15 protein-coding genes are annotated in these 17652 nt (G+C 55.8%); 8 read left to right on the top strand and 7 right to left on the bottom strand.

Annotated features, from left to right (window positions below; all coding sequences use genetic code 11):
• Positions 1 to 51 precede the first annotated feature (51 nt).
• The 4 genes from N5C09_RS00370 (at position 52) to N5C09_RS00385 (ending at position 2144) form a co-directional block, all read left to right on the top strand.
• On the top strand, positions 52 to 612 hold the full coding sequence (locus tag N5C09_RS00370) for a type IV secretion protein Rhs (RefSeq protein ID WP_279748191.1): 561 nt from the start codon (positions 52 to 54) through the stop codon (positions 610 to 612).
• A gap of 11 nt (positions 613 to 623) precedes the next feature.
• Positions 624 to 965: a putative T6SS immunity periplasmic lipoprotein gene (locus N5C09_RS00375; protein WP_279748192.1), complete on the top strand. Its 342-nt coding sequence runs from the start codon at positions 624 to 626 to the stop codon at positions 963 to 965.
• 1 nt (position 966) lies between these two features.
• The gene (locus N5C09_RS00380) at positions 967 to 1467 is read left to right on the top strand and encodes a type VI secretion system tube protein Hcp (protein WP_279748193.1); all 501 of its coding nucleotides are present in this window, start codon (positions 967 to 969) and stop codon (positions 1465 to 1467) included.
• Between the two features lie 137 nt (positions 1468 to 1604).
• Positions 1605 to 2144, top strand: a complete 540-nt coding sequence (locus N5C09_RS00385; protein WP_063451397.1) for a DUF2058 domain-containing protein — start codon at positions 1605 to 1607, stop codon at positions 2142 to 2144.
• A 7-nt stretch (positions 2145 to 2151) separates the two neighbouring features.
• Here the strand turns inward: N5C09_RS00385 and N5C09_RS00390 are convergent, their stop codons facing one another.
• Positions 2152 to 2838 carry an RluA family pseudouridine synthase gene (locus tag N5C09_RS00390; RefSeq protein WP_279748194.1) on the bottom strand — a complete coding sequence of 229 codons (687 nt, stop codon included), beginning with the start codon at positions 2836 to 2838 and terminating at the stop codon, positions 2152 to 2154.
• A gap of 90 nt (positions 2839 to 2928) precedes the next feature.
• Positions 2929 to 3534: an FMN-dependent NADH-azoreductase gene (gene azoR, locus N5C09_RS00395; RefSeq protein ID WP_279748195.1), complete on the bottom strand. Its 606-nt coding sequence runs from the start codon at positions 3532 to 3534 to the stop codon at positions 2929 to 2931.
• A 204-nt stretch (positions 3535 to 3738) separates the two neighbouring features.
• Here azoR and hrpA point away from each other — a divergent pair, with 204 nt between their 5' ends.
• Entirely contained in the window at positions 3739 to 7641 is a 3903-nt protein-coding gene (gene hrpA / locus N5C09_RS00400) for an ATP-dependent RNA helicase HrpA (RefSeq protein WP_279748196.1), read from the top strand.
• An 82-nt stretch (positions 7642 to 7723) separates the two neighbouring features.
• Here hrpA and N5C09_RS00405 read toward each other — a convergent pair whose 3' ends face one another.
• The 5 genes from N5C09_RS00405 to N5C09_RS00425 all read right to left on the bottom strand — a co-directional run bounded on the left by N5C09_RS00405 (position 7724) and on the right by N5C09_RS00425 (position 14205).
• Positions 7724 to 8383 (bottom strand): O-methyltransferase, encoded by a 660-nt coding sequence (locus tag N5C09_RS00405; protein ID WP_279748197.1) that lies wholly within the window; start codon positions 8381 to 8383, stop codon positions 7724 to 7726.
• A 210-nt stretch (positions 8384 to 8593) separates the two neighbouring features.
• On the bottom strand, positions 8594 to 9973 hold the full coding sequence (locus N5C09_RS00410; protein ID WP_279748198.1) for an efflux transporter outer membrane subunit: 1380 nt from the start codon (positions 9971 to 9973) through the stop codon (positions 8594 to 8596).
• Complete coding sequence (locus N5C09_RS00415; protein ID WP_063866768.1) at positions 9970 to 11052, bottom strand: HlyD family secretion protein; 1083 nt, start codon at positions 11050 to 11052, stop codon at positions 9970 to 9972. Before N5C09_RS00415 ends, N5C09_RS00410 begins: the two co-directional genes overlap by 4 nt.
• Before the next feature lie 19 nt (positions 11053 to 11071).
• Entirely contained in the window at positions 11072 to 12721 is a 1650-nt protein-coding gene (locus N5C09_RS00420) for an MFS transporter (protein ID WP_279748464.1), read from the bottom strand.
• Positions 12722 to 12885: 164 nt separating this feature from the next.
• Positions 12886 to 14205: an MFS transporter gene (locus N5C09_RS00425; RefSeq protein WP_279748199.1), complete on the bottom strand. Its 1320-nt coding sequence runs from the start codon at positions 14203 to 14205 to the stop codon at positions 12886 to 12888.
• Between the two features lie 391 nt (positions 14206 to 14596).
• Between N5C09_RS00425 and N5C09_RS00430 the strand changes: the two genes are divergently transcribed.
• From N5C09_RS00430 to cybB, 3 genes are all read left to right on the top strand, one after another.
• Positions 14597 to 15391 (top strand): YdcF family protein, encoded by a 795-nt coding sequence (locus N5C09_RS00430; protein WP_193527324.1) that lies wholly within the window; start codon positions 14597 to 14599, stop codon positions 15389 to 15391.
• Positions 15392 to 15589: 198 nt separating this feature from the next.
• Positions 15590 to 17029: an aldehyde dehydrogenase gene (gene aldA / locus N5C09_RS00435; RefSeq protein WP_063866765.1), complete on the top strand. Its 1440-nt coding sequence runs from the start codon at positions 15590 to 15592 to the stop codon at positions 17027 to 17029.
• Positions 17030 to 17116: 87 nt separating this feature from the next.
• Positions 17117 to 17647, top strand: coding sequence for a cytochrome b561 (cybB, locus tag N5C09_RS00440; protein ID WP_064910579.1), 531 nt, complete (start codon positions 17117 to 17119; stop codon positions 17645 to 17647).
• Positions 17648 to 17652 lie beyond the last annotated feature (5 nt).

The raw sequence follows: 17652 nt of genomic DNA on the forward strand, positions 1-17652 counted from the left end.
TTGCATAAAATTAAGAGTACGATGCCCTCAAATCAAATTGAGGGCATCATTATGTTTTATCCTGAATCTGTTGACTGGCCGCGAACGCGCGAGGGTGGACTTAGACGATTAAGACTTGGAGAAATAAATTTAGCGAGTTCACTTTTTGGATTTAGCATCTTCTACCACAAGGTATGGATTCATCTAGAAAGCTATCTTCCCTTTAATCTCCAAAATCCTGGTCAGGCAATGAGTCCGGATGGGGAAATGTGGTTCAGAGCGGAAAAATATGAGCATGATTTCTCGATGCCGGTTAATCAGCGCTCGCCTAATGCACAACACCTCTTCATGCATGAGATGATGCATGTCTGGCAACACCAACGAGGCATGTGGGTACGAATGCGCGGTTTAATGTCATGGACAGCAGACTACACTTATACCCTTGATAAAAATAGTTTATTTGATTACGGTCTCGAACAGCAAGCTTCGATTGTCAGTGATTACTGGCTACTAAAGCATTATGGTTTCTGGGGTAATAGCAATCTTTTCGATTACAAGAACTATAATCCTGAAGAGCCTTCTCAGACATTACTCCTCAGATATGAGAATATTTTAAAAGGATTTCCTGGATGAGGAGCTTAACAATGTTGACTGCTGTTCTGCTTCTTGCTGGATGTCCCGGTAAAGGAAAAGAAGGTGAGGAGGCAGGCATTCGACAATCGATTTTCATCAATGGGAATTATGTGTGTTTCTCTTTAAATAAAGACCACGTATTAAGTCGATTTATACTTTCTACTAATGGAAAGCAGTATAAAGAATTACTTAAAAGGGAGTATCAACAATTATCTTATCCCGATACCTGTTTTACTGTGAAATTTGATAGGGGTGTTGTATATGGTACAAGTTATACCATAGATCACCATCACTATTATTACACTTTTATTATTGACAATGAAGGCAATGTTTTAGATTTAGGAGTAAGATAATATGTCGTTACCCGCTTATTTGTTTCTTTATGATGAAAATGGAATGATGTTAAAGGGTAGCAGTCTTGCCTTAGGCCGAGAAGGCGCAATTGAGGTTATGAGCAGTAGCTACGGTGTAGGTCAGCCTATCGATTCGCACACGGGCAGAATACATGGATGCAGGCAGCATGAGGCATTTGTTATACATAAGGAACTGGACAAGCTTTCACCTTTGCTTGCCGTCTATGTGTGTGAGGCAAAGCGTTTGCAAAAGGCAGTAGTGAGATACTATGAGATAAATCATGCGGGAGTGGAACGGGAAATCTACAGGATAACGATGGAGGGCGTAGCGATCATGTCAGTCAACGCCAGTCACACTTATATACCTGGCTCAAATAGCCACAATATGATTGAAACCGTCAGTCTTCGCTTTAATAGCATTGAATGGCATTATCTCGAAGGCATGATAAAGTACGGTGATTCATGGTCTAAGTCTGGTCAACAGTCACAACGCAACGGGTAAATCATCGACATAATTTACGCTGAGCCAGATGAGAAGTCTTCGTCACGCAGGCTGTCAGGGTCTGATTCCTCTTATCTGGCATACCCCCCTCAAATCCAGGTATAATCCCCCGACATTTCCAACCGGTTTAAACGATCATGACAAAACTCACCCTACAAGAGCAGATGCTGAAAGCGGGCTTAGTCAGCAGCAAAAAGATGGCGAAGGTCCAGCGCACGGCAAAAAAATCCCGCGTCCAGGCTCGCGAGGCGAGAGAAGCCGTTGAAGAAAATAAGAAAGCGCAGCTTGAGCGTGACAAGCAGCTGAGCGAACAGCAAAAACAGGCGGTGCTGGCGAAAGAGTTTAAGGCGCAGGTGAAGCAGCTGATTGAGATGAACCGCATCACCGTGGCGAGGGGCAACATCACCTTTAACTTCACCGACGGCAACCTGATCAAAAAAATCGATGTCGATAAGCAGACACAAACCCAGCTGATTAACGGTCGTCTGGCCATTGCCCGTCTGGTGATCAACGCGAATGGCGACTGTGAATATGCGATTATTCCGGCGGTGGTAGCGGATAAAATTGCCCAGCGCGATGCAGACAGCATTGTGCTAAACAGCGCGCTGAGTCAGGAAGAGCAGGACGAAGACGATCCGTACGCAGACTTCAAAATCCCTGACGATTTAATGTGGTAAACCTGTTTCAAAATGGCGCGGCGTGACGGGCATTCATGGTCTCGCCGCTCAGCGGATGTATAAAACTCAGTTCGCTTGCATGCAGCATCAGCCGGGGCGTTTCTTCAGCGCCCGGCCATTCCAGACCTCCATACAGATCGCACCCTAATATAGGGTGGCCTAACTGCTGGCAGTGAATGCGCAGCTGGTGGGTGCGCCCGGTCTCCGGGGTAAGTTCCACCCGCGTCAACGGCATTTTCGTATCCGGGTATACACGTTCCACCACCCGGTAGCGGGAGCGGGCGGGTTTACCGGTCAGTGAACAGATCGTCATCAGCGGAAACAGCGCCGGATCTTTGGCAATCGGCGCATCCACGGTCCCTTCATCCTCTTCCACATGTCCGCACAGCAGGGCGGTGTAAACCTTGCTGACGGCGCGCTGGCTGAACTGGTGACAAAGCGCGGCGTTAATCGCCTTGTTACGCGCAATGACCATCAGGCCCGAGGTGCCAAAATCAAGGCGATGCACCAGCGTGCAGCCAGGAAAGGTTTGCACCAGACGGTGGTGAACGGAATCACGGTTTTGCGGATTTTTCCCCGAGAGGCTAAGCAGGCCGGAAGGTTTGTTGATCAGCAGCAGATGTTCGTCCTGCCAGAGGATCTCAATGTCGTCGTGACAGGGTGGTGCAATAAAAGTATCGATAATGACAGACATCAGGCCGCCCGGCTGGAGAGTGGGTGCGGATGATAACGAAATATGCAGGAAAAGAAAAACCCTCCCACCGGGCGGTGAGAGGGGGAGATCTTAGGCAGCGACCAGGCTGTCGATAGCGGCTTTCGCGTCGGACTGCGCTTTGGTAGCCACTTCCGGGCCGTAAGCGATACCTTCAGCGAACACAAAGTTCACGTCGGTAATGCCGATGAAGCCGAGGAACAGCGTCATGTACGGTGCCACCAGGTCGGTTGGGGTATCTTTGTGAATACCGCCGCGGCTGGTCAGGACGATAGCGCGTTTATCTTTTACCAGACCTTCCGGGCCGTTCTCGGTGTAACGGAAGGTTACGCCAGCGCGCGCCACCAGGTCGAAGTAGTTCTTCAGCTGGGTAGGAATGTTGAAGTTGTACATTGGGGCGTTGATCACGATAACGTCGTGCGCCTGCAATTCAGCAATCAGCTCGTCGGAGAGCGCCAGGGCTTCCTGCTGACGTGGGGATAAAGGCGCATCGCTCGGACGCAGCGCGCCAACCAGCTCGCCGTCCAGCACAGGAATCGGGTTTGCCGCCAGGTCGCGAACGGTGATTTCATCCGCAGTATGCTGTTCGCGCCACTGCTCAACGAAATAGTCGGATAACTGACCAGACTGTGAGTACCCTGCCAGAATACTGGATTTCAACACTAATACTTTGCTCATGGGAAATTCCTGTTTTGTATTTGATTGAAGGGGGTTGCCCCGTTGCTTGTTGACACTTTATTCACAATCCTGCCACAGGGATAGCGCAATATATCGAAGTCTATGTTCGAATTTTTTGAATAAGGCGCGAAAAGCGCTGATGTGGTACTCTATAGCAATCATTAAAAAGAGATTTTATCCGGCAGTGCACTGCCCGTTAACGCTATGACAGAACAACAAAAATTGACCTTCCCGATGCTGATGCAGCAGCTTAATTCGCTGATGCTGCGCGACAAACAGCGGTTTGCGCGCCGCCTGCACGGGGTTAAGAAGGTTAAAAATCCTGATGCACAACAGGCCATTTACCAGGAGATGGCCAAAGAGATTGAACAGGCGGCAGGGAAGGTTGTGCTGCGCGAAGCCGCACGCCCGGAGATTACCTACCCGGAAAACCTGCCCGTCAGCCAGAAAAAACAGGACATTCTTGAGGCCGTACGCGACCACCAGGTGGTGATTGTCGCGGGCGAAACCGGTTCAGGTAAAACCACCCAGTTGCCGAAAATCTGCATGGAGCTGGGCCGCGGGGTGAAGGGGCTGATTGGCCATACCCAGCCGCGTCGTCTGGCGGCGCGCACCGTGGCGAACCGTATTGCCGAAGAGCTGCAAACGGAGCCGGGCGGCTGCATCGGCTACAAGGTGCGATTCAGCGATCGCGTCAGCGACAACACCATGGTTAAGTTGATGACCGACGGTATTCTGCTGGCGGAAATCCAGCAGGATCGTCTGCTGATGCAATACGACACCATCATCATCGACGAAGCGCACGAGCGCAGCCTGAACATCGACTTCCTGCTCGGCTACCTGAAAGAGCTGCTGCCCCGCCGTCCTGATCTGAAAATCATCATCACCTCCGCGACCATCGACCCGGAGCGCTTCTCAAAACATTTCAACAATGCGCCGATTATTGAAGTGTCGGGCCGCACCTATCCGGTGGAAGTGCGCTATCGCCCGATTGTTGAAGAGGCGGACGATACCGAGCGCGACCAGCTTCAGGCCATCTTTGATGCCGTCGACGAGCTGGGCAACGAGAGTTCGGGCGACATTCTGATCTTTATGAGCGGCGAGCGCGAAATCCGCGACACCGCCGATGCGCTCAGCAAGCGCGACCTGCGCCATACTGAGATCCTGCCGCTGTACGCGCGCCTGTCGAACAGCGAGCAGAACCGCGTGTTCCAGCCGCACGGCGGGCGCCGCATCGTGCTGGCTACAAACGTGGCCGAAACCTCGCTCACCGTGCCGGGCATCAAATACGTGATCGACCCTGGCACGGCGCGCATCAGCCGCTACAGCTACCGTACCAAGGTCCAGCGCCTGCCGATCGAGCCGGTATCGCAGGCGTCGGCGAATCAGCGTAAGGGGCGCTGTGGCCGCGTGTCGGAAGGGATCTGTATTCGTCTCTATTCGGAAGACGATTTCCTGTCGCGCCCGGCGTTTACCGACCCCGAGATCCTGCGCACCAACCTGGCGTCCGTTATTCTGCAAATGACCGCGCTGGGGCTGGGCGATATCGCCGCCTTCCCGTTTGTGGAAGCGCCGGACAAGCGCAATATTCAGGACGGGGTGCGCCTGCTGGAAGAGCTGGGCGCCATCACCACCGACGAGCAGGCGACGGCCTACAAGCTAACGCCATTAGGCCGTCAGCTTAGCCAGCTCCCGGTTGATCCGCGTCTGGCGCGCATGGTGCTGGAAGCGCAAAAGCATGGCTGCGTGCGCGAGGCGATGATCATCACCTCGGCCCTCTCCATTCAGGACCCGCGCGAGCGCCCGATGGACAAACAGCAGGCATCGGATGAAAAACACCGTCGCTTCCACGATAAAGAGTCTGATTTCTTGGCCTTTGTGAACCTTTGGAACTATCTCGGCGAGCAGCAAAAAGCGCTCTCTTCGAATCAGTTCCGTCGTCAGTGCCGGGTGGATTTCCTCAACTACCTGCGCGTGCGCGAGTGGCAGGATATCTATACCCAGCTGCGCCAGGTGGTGAAAGAGCTGGGCATTCCGGTGAACAGTGAACCGGCGGAGTACCGCGAAATTCACATCGCGCTGCTGACCGGCCTGCTGTCCCATATCGGGATGAAGGATGCCGATAAGCAGGAGTATACCGGGGCACGTAACGCGCGATTCTCCATCTTCCCGGGCTCCGGCTTGTTCAAAAAGCCGCCGAAGTGGACCATGGTCGCCGAGCTGGTGGAAACCAGCCGACTGTGGGGGCGAATTGCCGCACGCATCGATCCGGAGTGGGTTGAACCGGTGGCGCAGCACCTGCTGAAACGCTCGTACAGCGAGCCGCACTGGGAGCGCGGGCAGGGCGCGGTGATGGCAACAGAAAAAGTCACCGTCTATGGCCTGCCGGTGGTCGCTGCGCGGAAGGTTAACTACAGCCAGATCGATCCGGCGTTAAGTCGCGAGCTGTTCATCCGCCATGCGCTGGTGGAGGGCGACTGGCAGACGCGCCACGCGTTCTTCCGCGAAAACCTGAAGCTTCGCGCCGAGGTGGAAGAGCTTGAGCACAAGTCCCGCCGCCGCGACATTCTGGTGGACGACGAGACGCTGTTTGAGTTTTACGACCAGCGCATCAGCCACGATGTGATCTCGGCGCGCCATTTCGACAGCTGGTGGAAGAAAGCCAGCAAAGAGACCCCGGACCTGCTCAACTTCGAAAAGAGCATGCTGATCAAAGAGGGCGCGGAGTCGGTCAGCAAGCTCGACTACCCGAACTTCTGGCATCAGGGGAACCTCAAGCTGCGGCTGACCTATCAGTTTGAGCCGGGCGCGGATGCCGATGGCGTGACGGTGCACATTCCGCTGCCGCTGTTAAACCAGGTGGAAGAGAGCGGGTTTGAGTGGCAAATTCCCGGCCTGCGCCGTGAGCTGGTGATTGCGCTGATTAAGTCGCTGCCGAAGCCGGTACGGCGCAATTTTGTGCCAGCACCGAACTACGCCGAAGCCTTTTTAGGCCGCGTCACGCCGCTGGAGCTGCCGCTGCTGGACGCGCTTGAGCGCGAGTTCCGCCGTATGACCGGGACCACCATTGACCGCGAGGACTGGAACTGGGATCAGGTGCCCGATCACCTGAAAATCACCTTCCGCGTGGTGGACGATAAAAACAAAAAGCTGCTGGAAGGCCGCTCGCTTTCGGAACTGAAGGACGCCCTGAAGGGCAAAGTGCAGGAAACCCTGTCTGCCGTGGCGGACGACGGTATCGAGCAGAGCGGGCTGCATATCTGGAGCTTTGGTCAGCTTCCGGAAAGCTACGAGCAGAAGCGCGGGAACTACAAGGTGAAAGCCTGGCCTGCGCTGGTGGATGAGCGCGACAGCGTGGCGATTAAGCTCTTTGACAATCCGCAGGAGCAGCAGCAGATGATGTGGCGCGGGCTGCGTCGACTGCTTCTGCTCAACATCCCGTCGCCGATTAAGTATCTGCACGAGAAGCTGCCGAACAAAGCCAAGCTGGGGCTGTACTTTAACCCGTACGGCAAAGTGCTGGATCTGATTGACGACTGCATCTCCTGCGGCGTGGACAAGCTGATCCACGAGGCGGGCGGTCCGGTCTGGACGGAAGAGGGCTTTGCTCAGCTTCATGAAAAGGTGCGCGCGGAGCTGAACGATACCGTGGTAGAGATTGCGAAACAGGTCGAGCAGATCCTCACCGCCGTGTTCACTATCAACAAGCGCCTGAAAGGGCGGGTGGATATGACCATGGCGCTGGGGCTGTCGGACGTGAAGGCGCAGATGGCCGGGCTGGTCTATCGCGGTTTTGTGACCGGCAACGGCTTTAAGCGGCTGGGCGATACGCTGCGTTATTTGCAGGCGATTGAAAAACGTCTGGAGAAAATGGCGATCGATCCGCATCGCGACCGGGCGCAGATGCTGAAAGTCGAAAACGTGCAGCAGGCATGGCAGCAGTGGCTGAACAAACTGCCGCCGGCGCGTCGGGAGGATGACGACGTGCAGGAGATCCGCTGGATGATCGAGGAGCTGCGCGTCAGCTTTTTCGCTCAGCAGCTTGGCACGCCGTACCCGATTTCGGACAAGCGTATCTTGCAGGCGATGGAGCAGATCTCCGGCTAAAACCTTTGCCCGGTGGCGCTGCGCTTACCGGGCCTACGGAAGAACATGTAGGCCGGGTAAGGCGTGGCTGCCACCCGGCTTTTTATCGTTCCACCATCGCCAGCGTAAACCCATCCCATCCCTTAACGCCCACCGTTTGCAGCGCTGTGGCGGTTAAGCGTGGGTTATCTCCAGTCAACTCGATAAACTTCCGTACCCCCTGCACGCGTGCATCGTCGCTTTGCCCGTTAACTACCTCGCCGTCGCGCACCACGTTATCGCCGATAATGACCGTGCCGGGACGGGAGTAGTGCAGCGCCCACTCCAGGTAGCCGGGGTTGTTTGGCTTATCGGCATCAATAAAGATCAGGTCAAAGGGCGGGACGTCACCGAAATTCTCGAGCGACTTTAGCGCCGGGCCTTCAATGAGTTCTATGCGATCGCCGAGTCCCGCAAGATGAATATTTTGGCGTGCAACTGCGGCATGTGTCGGGTCCGCTTCTAGCGTAATCAGCTTTCCGTCCGGCGGCAGGGCGCGCGCCATCCAGATTGAGCTATATGCACCAAGCGTACCGATCTCCAGAATGCGGTGGGCCTGCGTCATGCGGACAAACAGCGCCAGCAGTTGCCCCTGATTTGCGGCAACGTCGTGCTCGGGTAAACCGGCGCGTTTGTTGTTTTCAAGAACGTTCTGGAGAACCTCATCTTCAGGAATAAGCGACGAAATCATGTAATTATCTACTGAACACCACTGCTGTTGCATAGATTGACTCCTTAGGGGGATCGCCAGATGCGAAGTATAGGTCGGGTAAGGCGTAGCCGGCACTATCGTTTCTCCGGCTAAAACCTTTGCCCGGTGGCGCTGCGCTTACCGGGCCTACAGAAACATATGTATGCCTCGTGAGGCGTGGCCGCGTTCCACCATCACCAGACGTGTAGGCCGGGTAAGGCGTAGCCGCCACCCGGCATGTTTTCACGCACTGGCCCAACCGCCGCCCAGCGCTTTATACAAATCAATTTGCGCCAGCAGCAGGTTATTTTTCACCTGTACCACGCTGGTCTGCACCGAGAATAAGGTGCGCTGCGCGTCAAGCACATCCAGATAGGAAGAGTAACCGTTGCGGTAGCGGTTTTGCGCAATCCGCAGTGTCTCCTGCGCGACCTGCTGCTGTGCCAGCAGCTCGGTAAGCTGTTCCTGATAGCGGGTGATGGCATCAAGGCTGTCATTCACCTCGACAAACGCGTTACGTACGGTTTTTTCGTAGCTGTATAGCGCCTGATTGCGCTGGGACTGAGAGATATCCACCTGTGCATTCAGCGCCTGACGGTTCAGCAGCGGCGCAAGAATACTGCCGCCCACGCTCCAGAGCTGTAGGGGGTTATCCAGCAATCCCGACAGCGTGCGATCCTGCACCGATCCCGTGGCCGTGAGGTTGATCGACGGCAGCAGGCTGGCGCGCGATGACGCCAGCGTCGCGTCCGCCGCAACGAGCTGACGTTCCGCCTGGACGATATCCGGACGTCGGTTAAGTAACGTCGACGGCAGTTGTGAAGGCAGTTTCAGCGGCGTCAGGGCGTCGAAGCTTTCACCGCGCGGAACGTCACCCGGGTTGCCGCCAAGCAGCAGGCTAAGCGCATTCTCCTGTTGCGCAATCTGGTGCTGAAGAAGTGGAACCTGCGCGCGGGTAGCGCGCAGCTCAGAATCCGATTGCATCAGCTCAAGGCGAGAGCTATATCCCGTCTCAAACTGCCGTTTAGCAAGGTTAAACGCCTCTTCACGCGACTTCAGCGTGGAACGTGTCACGCGAAGCTGTTCATCCAGCGACAGCAGGGTGACGTACCCGGAGGCCACCGACGACGCGACGGTAAGATCTGCCGCCGCAGCAGCCGCTTTTTGTGCCTCCAGCGATGCTTCAGCGGCACGGGCGGTGCCGCGGTTTACGCCCCAGATATCCACGTCGTAGCTGGCGGTCAGGCTGCCTTTATACAGCGTACCGTATACCGGAAGCCCGGTGGCGGCGGACTGCGAGCGCCCGCGCGTTCCCGTCACGCCCGCATCTAGCGACGGAAACAGGCTGCCGTCGGCGGCGTACACCCGGGCCTGATACTCATTAATCCGCTCGCGGGCAATCAGCACGTCGCTGTTGTTCTTCAGCGCCTGATCCACATAGCGGTTCAGATGGCTGTCGTGAAAATTGCGCCACCAGAGCTGCTCTGCCGGGCTGGACGGCCCCGACGTGGCGCGCCACTGGGCCGGAATGTGCAGTGACGATGTGGCGGGCTCAACGTCTACCGACTGGCAACCCGCCAGGATAGCCATCATCAGCAGGCCAGCGATCGGGCGAAGCGTCATTGTTTCGCCTCCCGCGTGTCGATGGTGACCTGCACCGACATGCCAGGGCGCAGCAGCTGGTACTCCTCCGCCTCACCGAGTACCTCAATGCGTACCGGGATGCGCTGGGCGATTTTGACAAAGTTGCCCGTGGCGTTATCCGGGGTGATAGCGCTGAACTCCACGCCAGTGGCCGGAGAAATGCTCTCTACGCGCCCCTGATAGGCTTTATCGTTCAACGCATCGACGGTGAATTTCACCGGCTGGCCGACGCGTATATTCGCCAGCTGCGTCTCTTTGATGTTGGCGATCACCCAGTGCTGCGGCGGAACCAGCGTGGTCAAGTGCGTCCCGGCAGTGACGTACGCCCCCAGACGCACCGCAACCTGCCCGAGCTGGCCGTCGCGCGGGGCGACAATTCGGGTGTTTTGCAGATCGATCTGCGCCAGTTCCAGTGCGGCTTTGGCATTTTCAACGTCCGCTTCCAGCGACCCGCGATTAACGATGACCGTTTGTAAATCCTGGCGCGACATCTCAAGCGTCGCTTTTGCCTGATCGATATCGGCGCTACCCTGCGCGGCACTCGCCAGCGCTGCATCGCGCTCGCGGATGGACAGGGAGCCGTCTGCGGTCAGATCCTTCACGCGCCTCAGATCCGCCTGGGTTTTCAGGCTTTGGGCACGGGCGTTTTTTAGCGCCGCCTCGTTTCTGGCAATCACCGCTTCCGCACTTTTACGCTGTTGCAGGTTGTTGTTCAGGGCAGCGATTTTCATTGCCAGCTGCGCCTCGGCCTGATGGACGCGCTGGCGATAGATCCGGTCGTCAATCTGCAACAGCAGATCGCCTTTTTTAACCTGCACGAAATCCTGAACGTGTACCTCGGTAATGTAGCCGTTTACCTGTGGACTGATGAACGTTGTCTGGCCGCGCACGTAGGCGTTATCGGTGAACTGCGCGTGACGCGTGAACGGAGGCAACTGCCAGGCATAAAGGATCACCAGCACCCCGACAATACCGATGGCCGCGGCGGTGAAAATGGACACGACGCGCACGTTTTTACGGGTGTTGGCCTGCTCTTTGGCGGCATCCTGCTGACTCATAACCTCTCCTGAAAAATAATCATGACTTATTGCCAGTGGCGTTCTTAAGGGCCATACGGGCCGTGATGCGCAGGCGCAGCAAGCGCCATAAAATCCAGACCAGCGTGGCAATGGCAATGCTCGCCGTCAGTAAATAAGTATCGTTGTAAGCCAGAATATTTGCCTCAAGCGCCGTCACCGTCTGGAGCTGGGTAATGGCCTGAGTGCCCAGCAGGGAACTGTCGCCAATCAGGCTTTTATACATCTGGGTGTAAAGCTGAATACGTTCGTTCACCAGCGGGTTCAGGGTGGTGAGCTGGTCGGCCAGCAGGCTGGAATGGTACTTTTCGCGCCAGGTCTGAAAGGTGCCGAGGATCGCGGAACCCAGCAGGCCACCAAGGTTCTGACTCATGCCAAACATCACGGAAAAGCTGACCAGGTTGCGCGGGTCGGCGATCACCCCGCCAATGGCAGCCAGCATCGCAGGCGCGAGGAAGAAAGCGCTGCCGAAGCCCAGCAGGAACTGGCTGAACATCAGCTGATCCGGTCGGGTCAGGTTGTTGGACTGGCTGTCCAGCAGCGAGGCGATAATCATCAGCGCCAGCGAGGTGATAATCGGCCAGGCCAGTTTAGTGGGTTTTATCGTCAGGCAACTGGTGACGATACCGCAGACAATCCCGGCGAAAATAGCCCATGCCAGATGGGTCATCTGTTCATTCTGTAGGCCTACATATTGCAGCCAGCCAATGACGCCAGTGTTCTGCTCCGCCAGCACGATGCGGATCAGCAGCATAATCAGCCCCAGACGTACGATGCTGCCGCTGGAGAGCCAGCGGGTATTGAGTAGTGGGTTGCTGCGGTTATGCTCAAACACAATCGCTGAGACAATCAGCACCAGCGAGAGAGCCAGCGCCCAGCCGATCCACGGCGCTTCAAACCACCAGTCCAGACGCCCTAACGACAGAACCGCGCACAGCAGCGCCATGCCGGGCGCCAGCAAAAAGAAGGTGATGAAATCTTTTTTCTCGAAGACTTTGCGCCGATCGCCCGGGGGCAGCTTTAGCACCATCACGCAGGCCAGCGATATCAGGGCCAGACCCAGTTCGAAGAAGTACAGTCCACGCCACTCGTCAAGCTGTAACAGCTCGGTGGAGAACAGCCGCGCCAGCGGGATCGCCAGCGACGATCCGGTAATGCCGATGGTCAACGCCTTCAGTCGATGCTTCGCGGGCCAGGCCTGTATCTGGTAATAAATGCCGAGCGAGCTGAGCGCGGCGGCGACCATCCCGTGCGCCGCACGCACCATCAGCGCCGAGCTGAGATCGTTCACAAACAGGTGGAAAAAGGTGACCAGCACATACAGCACCAGGAAGCCTTCCGTAAACGCGCGTAAACCGTACTGCTGGCGAAACTTCACCAGCAGCAGGTTTATGGAGACGTTGGTCATAACATAGACCGCGGGCAGCCAGGCGATTTCGGTCGACCAGGCGCCGAAGGTGCCTTGCAGATTTTGCAGATTGGCGGTGACGACCGCGTTACCCAGCGCCCCGGTCAGACACACCAACAGGCCGACCACGCCGTATGCGATCCGTTTTGGAGTGGGATGTTCCGGGGTGGAAGGGGAACCCAGCAGGGCGGGTTTCTCGTGTGGCTGCCACTCGCGAGGAGCATAAGGGTCGCGTTGGGGCAGGCGCATAACGGGGTTTACCTTTCAAAAAGTTGAATTGTGAGCGGGCTAATGATTCTACGGTTGCCGCAAATCATAATTCAAGTGAATACGATTATTGTATGTTAATCAAATGTAGAGGGAATAATGAAGAAAAAGTGCGGCTCGCGAACGGAGCCGCAATAATATTATCGCTGTTCCGGCTGGGCCTGAAGGTGGCGTTCACGGTTGATGCGGCTGGCACAAAAAATTGCAACGAGGGAGATAGCAACCGTCACGCCCAGATACCAGGCCACGGGTACCCAGTCGCCATCGTATTTCGCCAGCAGTCCGGTAGCTATTAGCGGTGCCGTTCCGCCTGCCAGCGCGGCCCCAAGTTGATAACCCAGCGTGATACCGGTGTAGCGAACGTTGGCACTGAAAATTTCAGAGCAGAGCGTCCCGAGAACTGCCGTCACCGGTGCCCACAGTACGCCAAAAGCGATAACGGTCGCGAGCACAATTCCCCAGGTGGTACCGGTATTCAGCAGCATAAACCAGGGCACGATAAACAGGCCGAGCACGAAGACACTGACGGAGTACATTCGCTGGCGGCCAACCCTGTCGGAGAGCAGCCCCATCAGCGGGATCATGATAGTGGCGACCAGTGCGCCAAGAGTTACTGCCTCCAGCGCCTGGGATTTCTGATAGGTCAGGGTGGTAGTGGCGTAGCTCACCACAAACGTGGAGAAAATGTAGAACGGTGCTGTCTCAACAACCTTAAGCCCGGCGGCAATTAGCACTTCACGCCAGTGGTGTTTTAGGGTGTCGCGCAGCGGAGCTTTCGCAACCTGACCGGATTTTTTCACTTTCTGGAAATCAGGCGTTTCGTCAATATCTTTCCGGATCCACAGCCCCAATAATACCAGCACGGAACTGAGCAGGAACGGAATGCGCCAGCCCCAGGAGAGAAAATCCTCTTCGCTGAACAGCGTCATTAGCGAGACGATAAATGTCGCCATCAACATGCCGATGGTAACGCCCGCCTGCGGAATACTGCCGAAGAAGCCTTTGCGGTTTTCTGGCGCATACTCGTAAGCCAGCAGCAGCGCGCCACCCCATTCACCGCCGATACCCATCCCCTGAATAATACGCATCAGGATCAGCAACGCGGGCGCCCACATCCCGATCATGTCGTAGGTGGGCAGCAGGCCAATCATCACGGTTGCACCTCCCATCAATGAAAGGGTGAGGACAAGCGTTTTTTTGCGACCGATACGATCCCCGATATGTGCAAAGAGAACGCCGCCAATGGGGCGAATAAAGAAGGTCAACGAGAAGGAGAGATAGGAGAGGATCAGCCCGATTACCGGGTCGACCATCGGAAAGAAAATCTTGTTAAACACCAGGGCGGCAGCGGTGCCATAGAGAAAATAATCAAACCATTCAATAGAACTTCCCGTAAGACTGGCAATTAATACCTTTTTGTTTTTCCGCAATACCGTTGTCGTGCTCTCATGTTGTGCCATGACTCAAAACTCCGCCACGTGGATGATGATAGAGGTGTTACCTGGCGCGCTTCAGGTGCAACCTGTCGGTGTGTAATGGTTGTGAAATTGTTAAGAAACTTAGGGTTGGATGTTACGTTTGGCAAGTCAGCCAGAACTAAAACGGGTCAGATCACGATGGATTAAGCAGCAACAGGTGCTTTTTAAGCACGCTGTTTTGGCAGGATGTATTGAAGGGCAGATAATCAAAAGCACAAACCTAGGGTGCAACCCAATTGTTTTTGGATGTTTCTGGTTATTTCATCAAAATGACAAATATGCAGCGTAATGAGCACCTCCGCTTTCAGAGTGATCTCCTTTTCAACCCCGTTGCGTGAAGTACTCTAAAGATGAATGCTGTAAGGAGGTAACGATGACAATGGCACTTTTCCCCTGTCTGCCTGGCACAACCCTCGACGCCGTGAATACCGTCGGGGCGTGGCTTGCTCAGGATGACTATCAGGACAACCAGCCCGTTGATCTGGTGATTCTGGCGGGTAACGCGGTTATTCCCGCGATTGATGCTGCCTGTAAAATCGCGGCTGAACAGGGTGTTCCTCTGATCATCAGCGGCGGGATCGGTCACTCGACGACCTTCCTTTACGCCGCGATTGCGAAACACCCCCGCTACAACAGGATACCCACCACCGGGCGGGCCGAGGCGGCTATTCTTGCCGACATCGCCCGCGAGTTCTGGAATATTCCGGCTGAGAAACTGCACGTTGAGGACCAGTCCACCAACTGCGGGGAAAATGCCCGCTTCAGCTGGGCGTTGATGAAACAATCCGGGCTGAATGCCGCACGTGTGCTGGTGGTGCAGGACCCGACGATGCAGCGTCGCACAATGGCTACGTTTGCCCGCGTATGCCGCGACGAGAGCGTATCGCCCGCCTGGGTGAGTCACCCCGGCCTGACCCCGGTGCTGCAAAACAGCGACGACGGTCTGGTCTTTAGCGGCCCGGTTGAGGGGTTATGGCCGGTAGAGCGCTACCTGTCGCTGGTGCTGGGTGAACTTCCGAGATTAAGGGACGACATTAACGGCTACGGTCCGGCGGGGCGTGACTTTATTGCCCACGTCGACATCCCCGCCGAGGTGGAGTCGGCGTGGCAGACCTTGCGAAACGACGTCATTCTCACCGACGCGCTGGTGAGCCGTTCTTTGCTGTAGCGATCTGCCCGTTTGCGCCATCTTTTACGCAAACGGTCATCTCATGTTGCCGATTTGTAATTCCTGAAGCGTGCTGACCCGTTTCTTTTATGAGATATCTCACAAAAACAGGCTCATACAGTAGGCATTTGCCCCGGTAATTATAGTTTTTAACAATAAGTTTACTTGTTGAAAACAGTGTAATTACAGGAGCAGGTTATGACAGTACCCGTACAACATCCTATGTATATTGATGGACAGTTTGTTGCCTGGCAGGGTGATGCATGGATTGACGTGATCAATCCGGCCACGGAAGAGGTCATTTCCCGTATTCCCGACGGCGGCGCCGAGGATGCCCGCAAAGCCATTGACGCGGCAGAGCGCGCGCAGGCTGGATGGGAGGCGCTGCCTGCCATTGAACGCGCAGGCTGGCTGCGCAAAATTTCCGCCGGGATCCGCGAGCGCGTCAGCGAAATCAGCGCGCTGATTGTGGCCGAAGGCGGCAAGATCCAGCAGCTGGCGGAAGTGGAAGTGAACTTTACCGCTGACTATATCGACTATATGGCCGAGTGGGCGCGTCGTTATGAAGGGGAAATCATTCAGAGCGACCGTCCGGGCGAGAATATTCTGGTGTTTAAACGCGCCCTCGGCGTGACCACCGGTATCCTGCCGTGGAACTTTCCCTTCTTCCTGATCGCCCGTAAGCTCGCCCCCGCGCTGATCACCGGCAACACCATCGTTATCAAGCCGAGCGAATTTACCCCAAACAACGCCATTGCGTTCGCCAAAATCGTCGACGAGATTGGCCTGCCGAAAGGCGTCTTTAACCTGGTGCTGGGCCGCGGTGAAACCGTTGGACAGGAGCTGGCCGGGAACCCGAAGGTGGCGATGGTAAGCATGACCGGCAGCGTCGGGGCGGGTGAGAAGATCATGGCAGCGGCTGCGAAAAACATCACCAAAGTGGGGCTGGAGCTGGGCGGTAAAGCACCGGCTATCGTGATGGACGATGCGGACCTTGAGCTGGCCGTGAAGGCCATTGTCGATTCACGCGTTATCAACACCGGACAGGTCTGTAACTGCGCTGAACGTGTTTACGTCCAGAAAGGGATCTACGACCGCTTTGTCAATCGTCTGGGCGAGGCCATGAAAGCCGTCCAGTTCGGCAATCCGGCGGAACGAACCGACATTGCCATGGGGCCGCTGATCAACGCCGCCGCGCTGGAGCGCGTGGAGCAGAAGGTGGCGCGCGCGGTGCAGGAAGGGGCAAAAGTTGTCCTTGGCGGTAAGGCAGCAGAAGGCAAAGGGTATTTCTATCCCCCAACGCTGCTGCTGGACGTGCGTCAGGATATGACCATCATGCACGAAGAGACCTTTGGTCCGGTGCTGCCCGTGGTGGTTTTCGACACGCTGGAAGAGGCGCTGAAAATGGCCAACGACAGTGACTACGGTTTAACCTCGTCTGTTTATACGCAGGATCTGAACGTCGCCATGAAAGCCATTAAAGGGCTTAAGTTCGGTGAGACCTACATTAACCGCGAAAACTTTGAAGCGATGCAGGGCTTCCATGCGGGCTGGCGGAAATCCGGTATAGGCGGGGCGGACGGTAAACACGGTCTGAATGAGTATTTGCAGACGCAGGTGGTCTATTTGCAGTCGTAATCAAGAGCCCCCTCCGTGCGAGGGGGTTCACATTTTCAGGAAAGGTGGTTATGTTGGCGCGTTAGTTGTTATTTATCGGGAAACGACATGCGCACAAAATATACGGGTCTGCAAATCAGCATTCACTGGCTGGTTTTTCTGTTAGTCATTATGGCCTATTGCGCCATGGAGTTCAGGGGATGGTTCCCGCGAAGCGATCGTCCGCTCATTAATATGATCCACGTTTCCTGCGGGATCAGCATCCTGGTGCTGATGGTGGCGCGCCTGCTTATTCGCCTTAAATTCCCGGCTCCGCCTATTCAACCGAAGCCAAAAGCGATGATCACCGGGCTATCTCATCTGGGGCATCTGGTTATCTACCTGCTGTTCATTGCGCTGCCGCTGATCGGCATCGTGATGATGTATAACCGGGGAAATGACTGGTTTGCCTTTGGCCTGACGATGCCGCATGCGGCGCAGGGGAATTTTGACCTGGTGGACAGCCTAAAAGAGTGGCACGTGACCCTGGCGAATCTGGGCTATTTCGTCATTGGTTTGCACGCCTTTGCCGCGCTGATGCATCACTATTTCTGGAAAGACAACACGCTGCTGCGCATGATGCCGAAAAAGCGTCAGTAAACGAT

This window comes from Enterobacter sp. GD03975, from assembly GCF_029838645.1.
Classification (GTDB): Bacteria; Pseudomonadota; Gammaproteobacteria; order Enterobacterales; family Enterobacteriaceae; genus Enterobacter; species Enterobacter quasihormaechei.

What these genes read in the sequence shown, in the direction of transcription:
- N5C09_RS00370 (WP_279748191.1), top strand. Translation starts at nt 52, where the DNA reads ATGTTTTATCCTGAATCTGTTGACTGGCCGCGAACGCGCGAGGGTGGA.
- N5C09_RS00375 (WP_279748192.1), top strand. Translation starts at nt 624, where the DNA reads ATGTTGACTGCTGTTCTGCTTCTTGCTGGATGTCCCGGTAAAGGAAAA.
- N5C09_RS00380 (WP_279748193.1), top strand. Translation starts at nt 967, where the DNA reads ATGTCGTTACCCGCTTATTTGTTTCTTTATGATGAAAATGGAATGATG.
- N5C09_RS00385 (WP_063451397.1), top strand. Translation starts at nt 1,605, where the DNA reads ATGACAAAACTCACCCTACAAGAGCAGATGCTGAAAGCGGGCTTAGTC.
- N5C09_RS00390 (WP_279748194.1), bottom strand. Translation starts at nt 2,838, where the DNA reads ATGTCTGTCATTATCGATACTTTTATTGCACCACCCTGTCACGACGAC.
- azoR (WP_279748195.1), bottom strand. Translation starts at nt 3,534, where the DNA reads ATGAGCAAAGTATTAGTGTTGAAATCCAGTATTCTGGCAGGGTACTCA.
- hrpA (WP_279748196.1), top strand. Translation starts at nt 3,739, where the DNA reads ATGACAGAACAACAAAAATTGACCTTCCCGATGCTGATGCAGCAGCTT.
- N5C09_RS00405 (WP_279748197.1), bottom strand. Translation starts at nt 8,383, where the DNA reads ATGCAACAGCAGTGGTGTTCAGTAGATAATTACATGATTTCGTCGCTT.
- N5C09_RS00410 (WP_279748198.1), bottom strand. Translation starts at nt 9,973, where the DNA reads ATGACGCTTCGCCCGATCGCTGGCCTGCTGATGATGGCTATCCTGGCG.
- N5C09_RS00415 (WP_063866768.1), bottom strand. Translation starts at nt 11,052, where the DNA reads ATGAGTCAGCAGGATGCCGCCAAAGAGCAGGCCAACACCCGTAAAAAC.
- N5C09_RS00425 (WP_279748199.1), bottom strand. Translation starts at nt 14,205, where the DNA reads ATGGCACAACATGAGAGCACGACAACGGTATTGCGGAAAAACAAAAAG.
- N5C09_RS00430 (WP_193527324.1), top strand. Translation starts at nt 14,597, where the DNA reads ATGACAATGGCACTTTTCCCCTGTCTGCCTGGCACAACCCTCGACGCC.
- aldA (WP_063866765.1), top strand. Translation starts at nt 15,590, where the DNA reads ATGACAGTACCCGTACAACATCCTATGTATATTGATGGACAGTTTGTT.
- cybB (WP_064910579.1), top strand. Translation starts at nt 17,117, where the DNA reads ATGCGCACAAAATATACGGGTCTGCAAATCAGCATTCACTGGCTGGTT.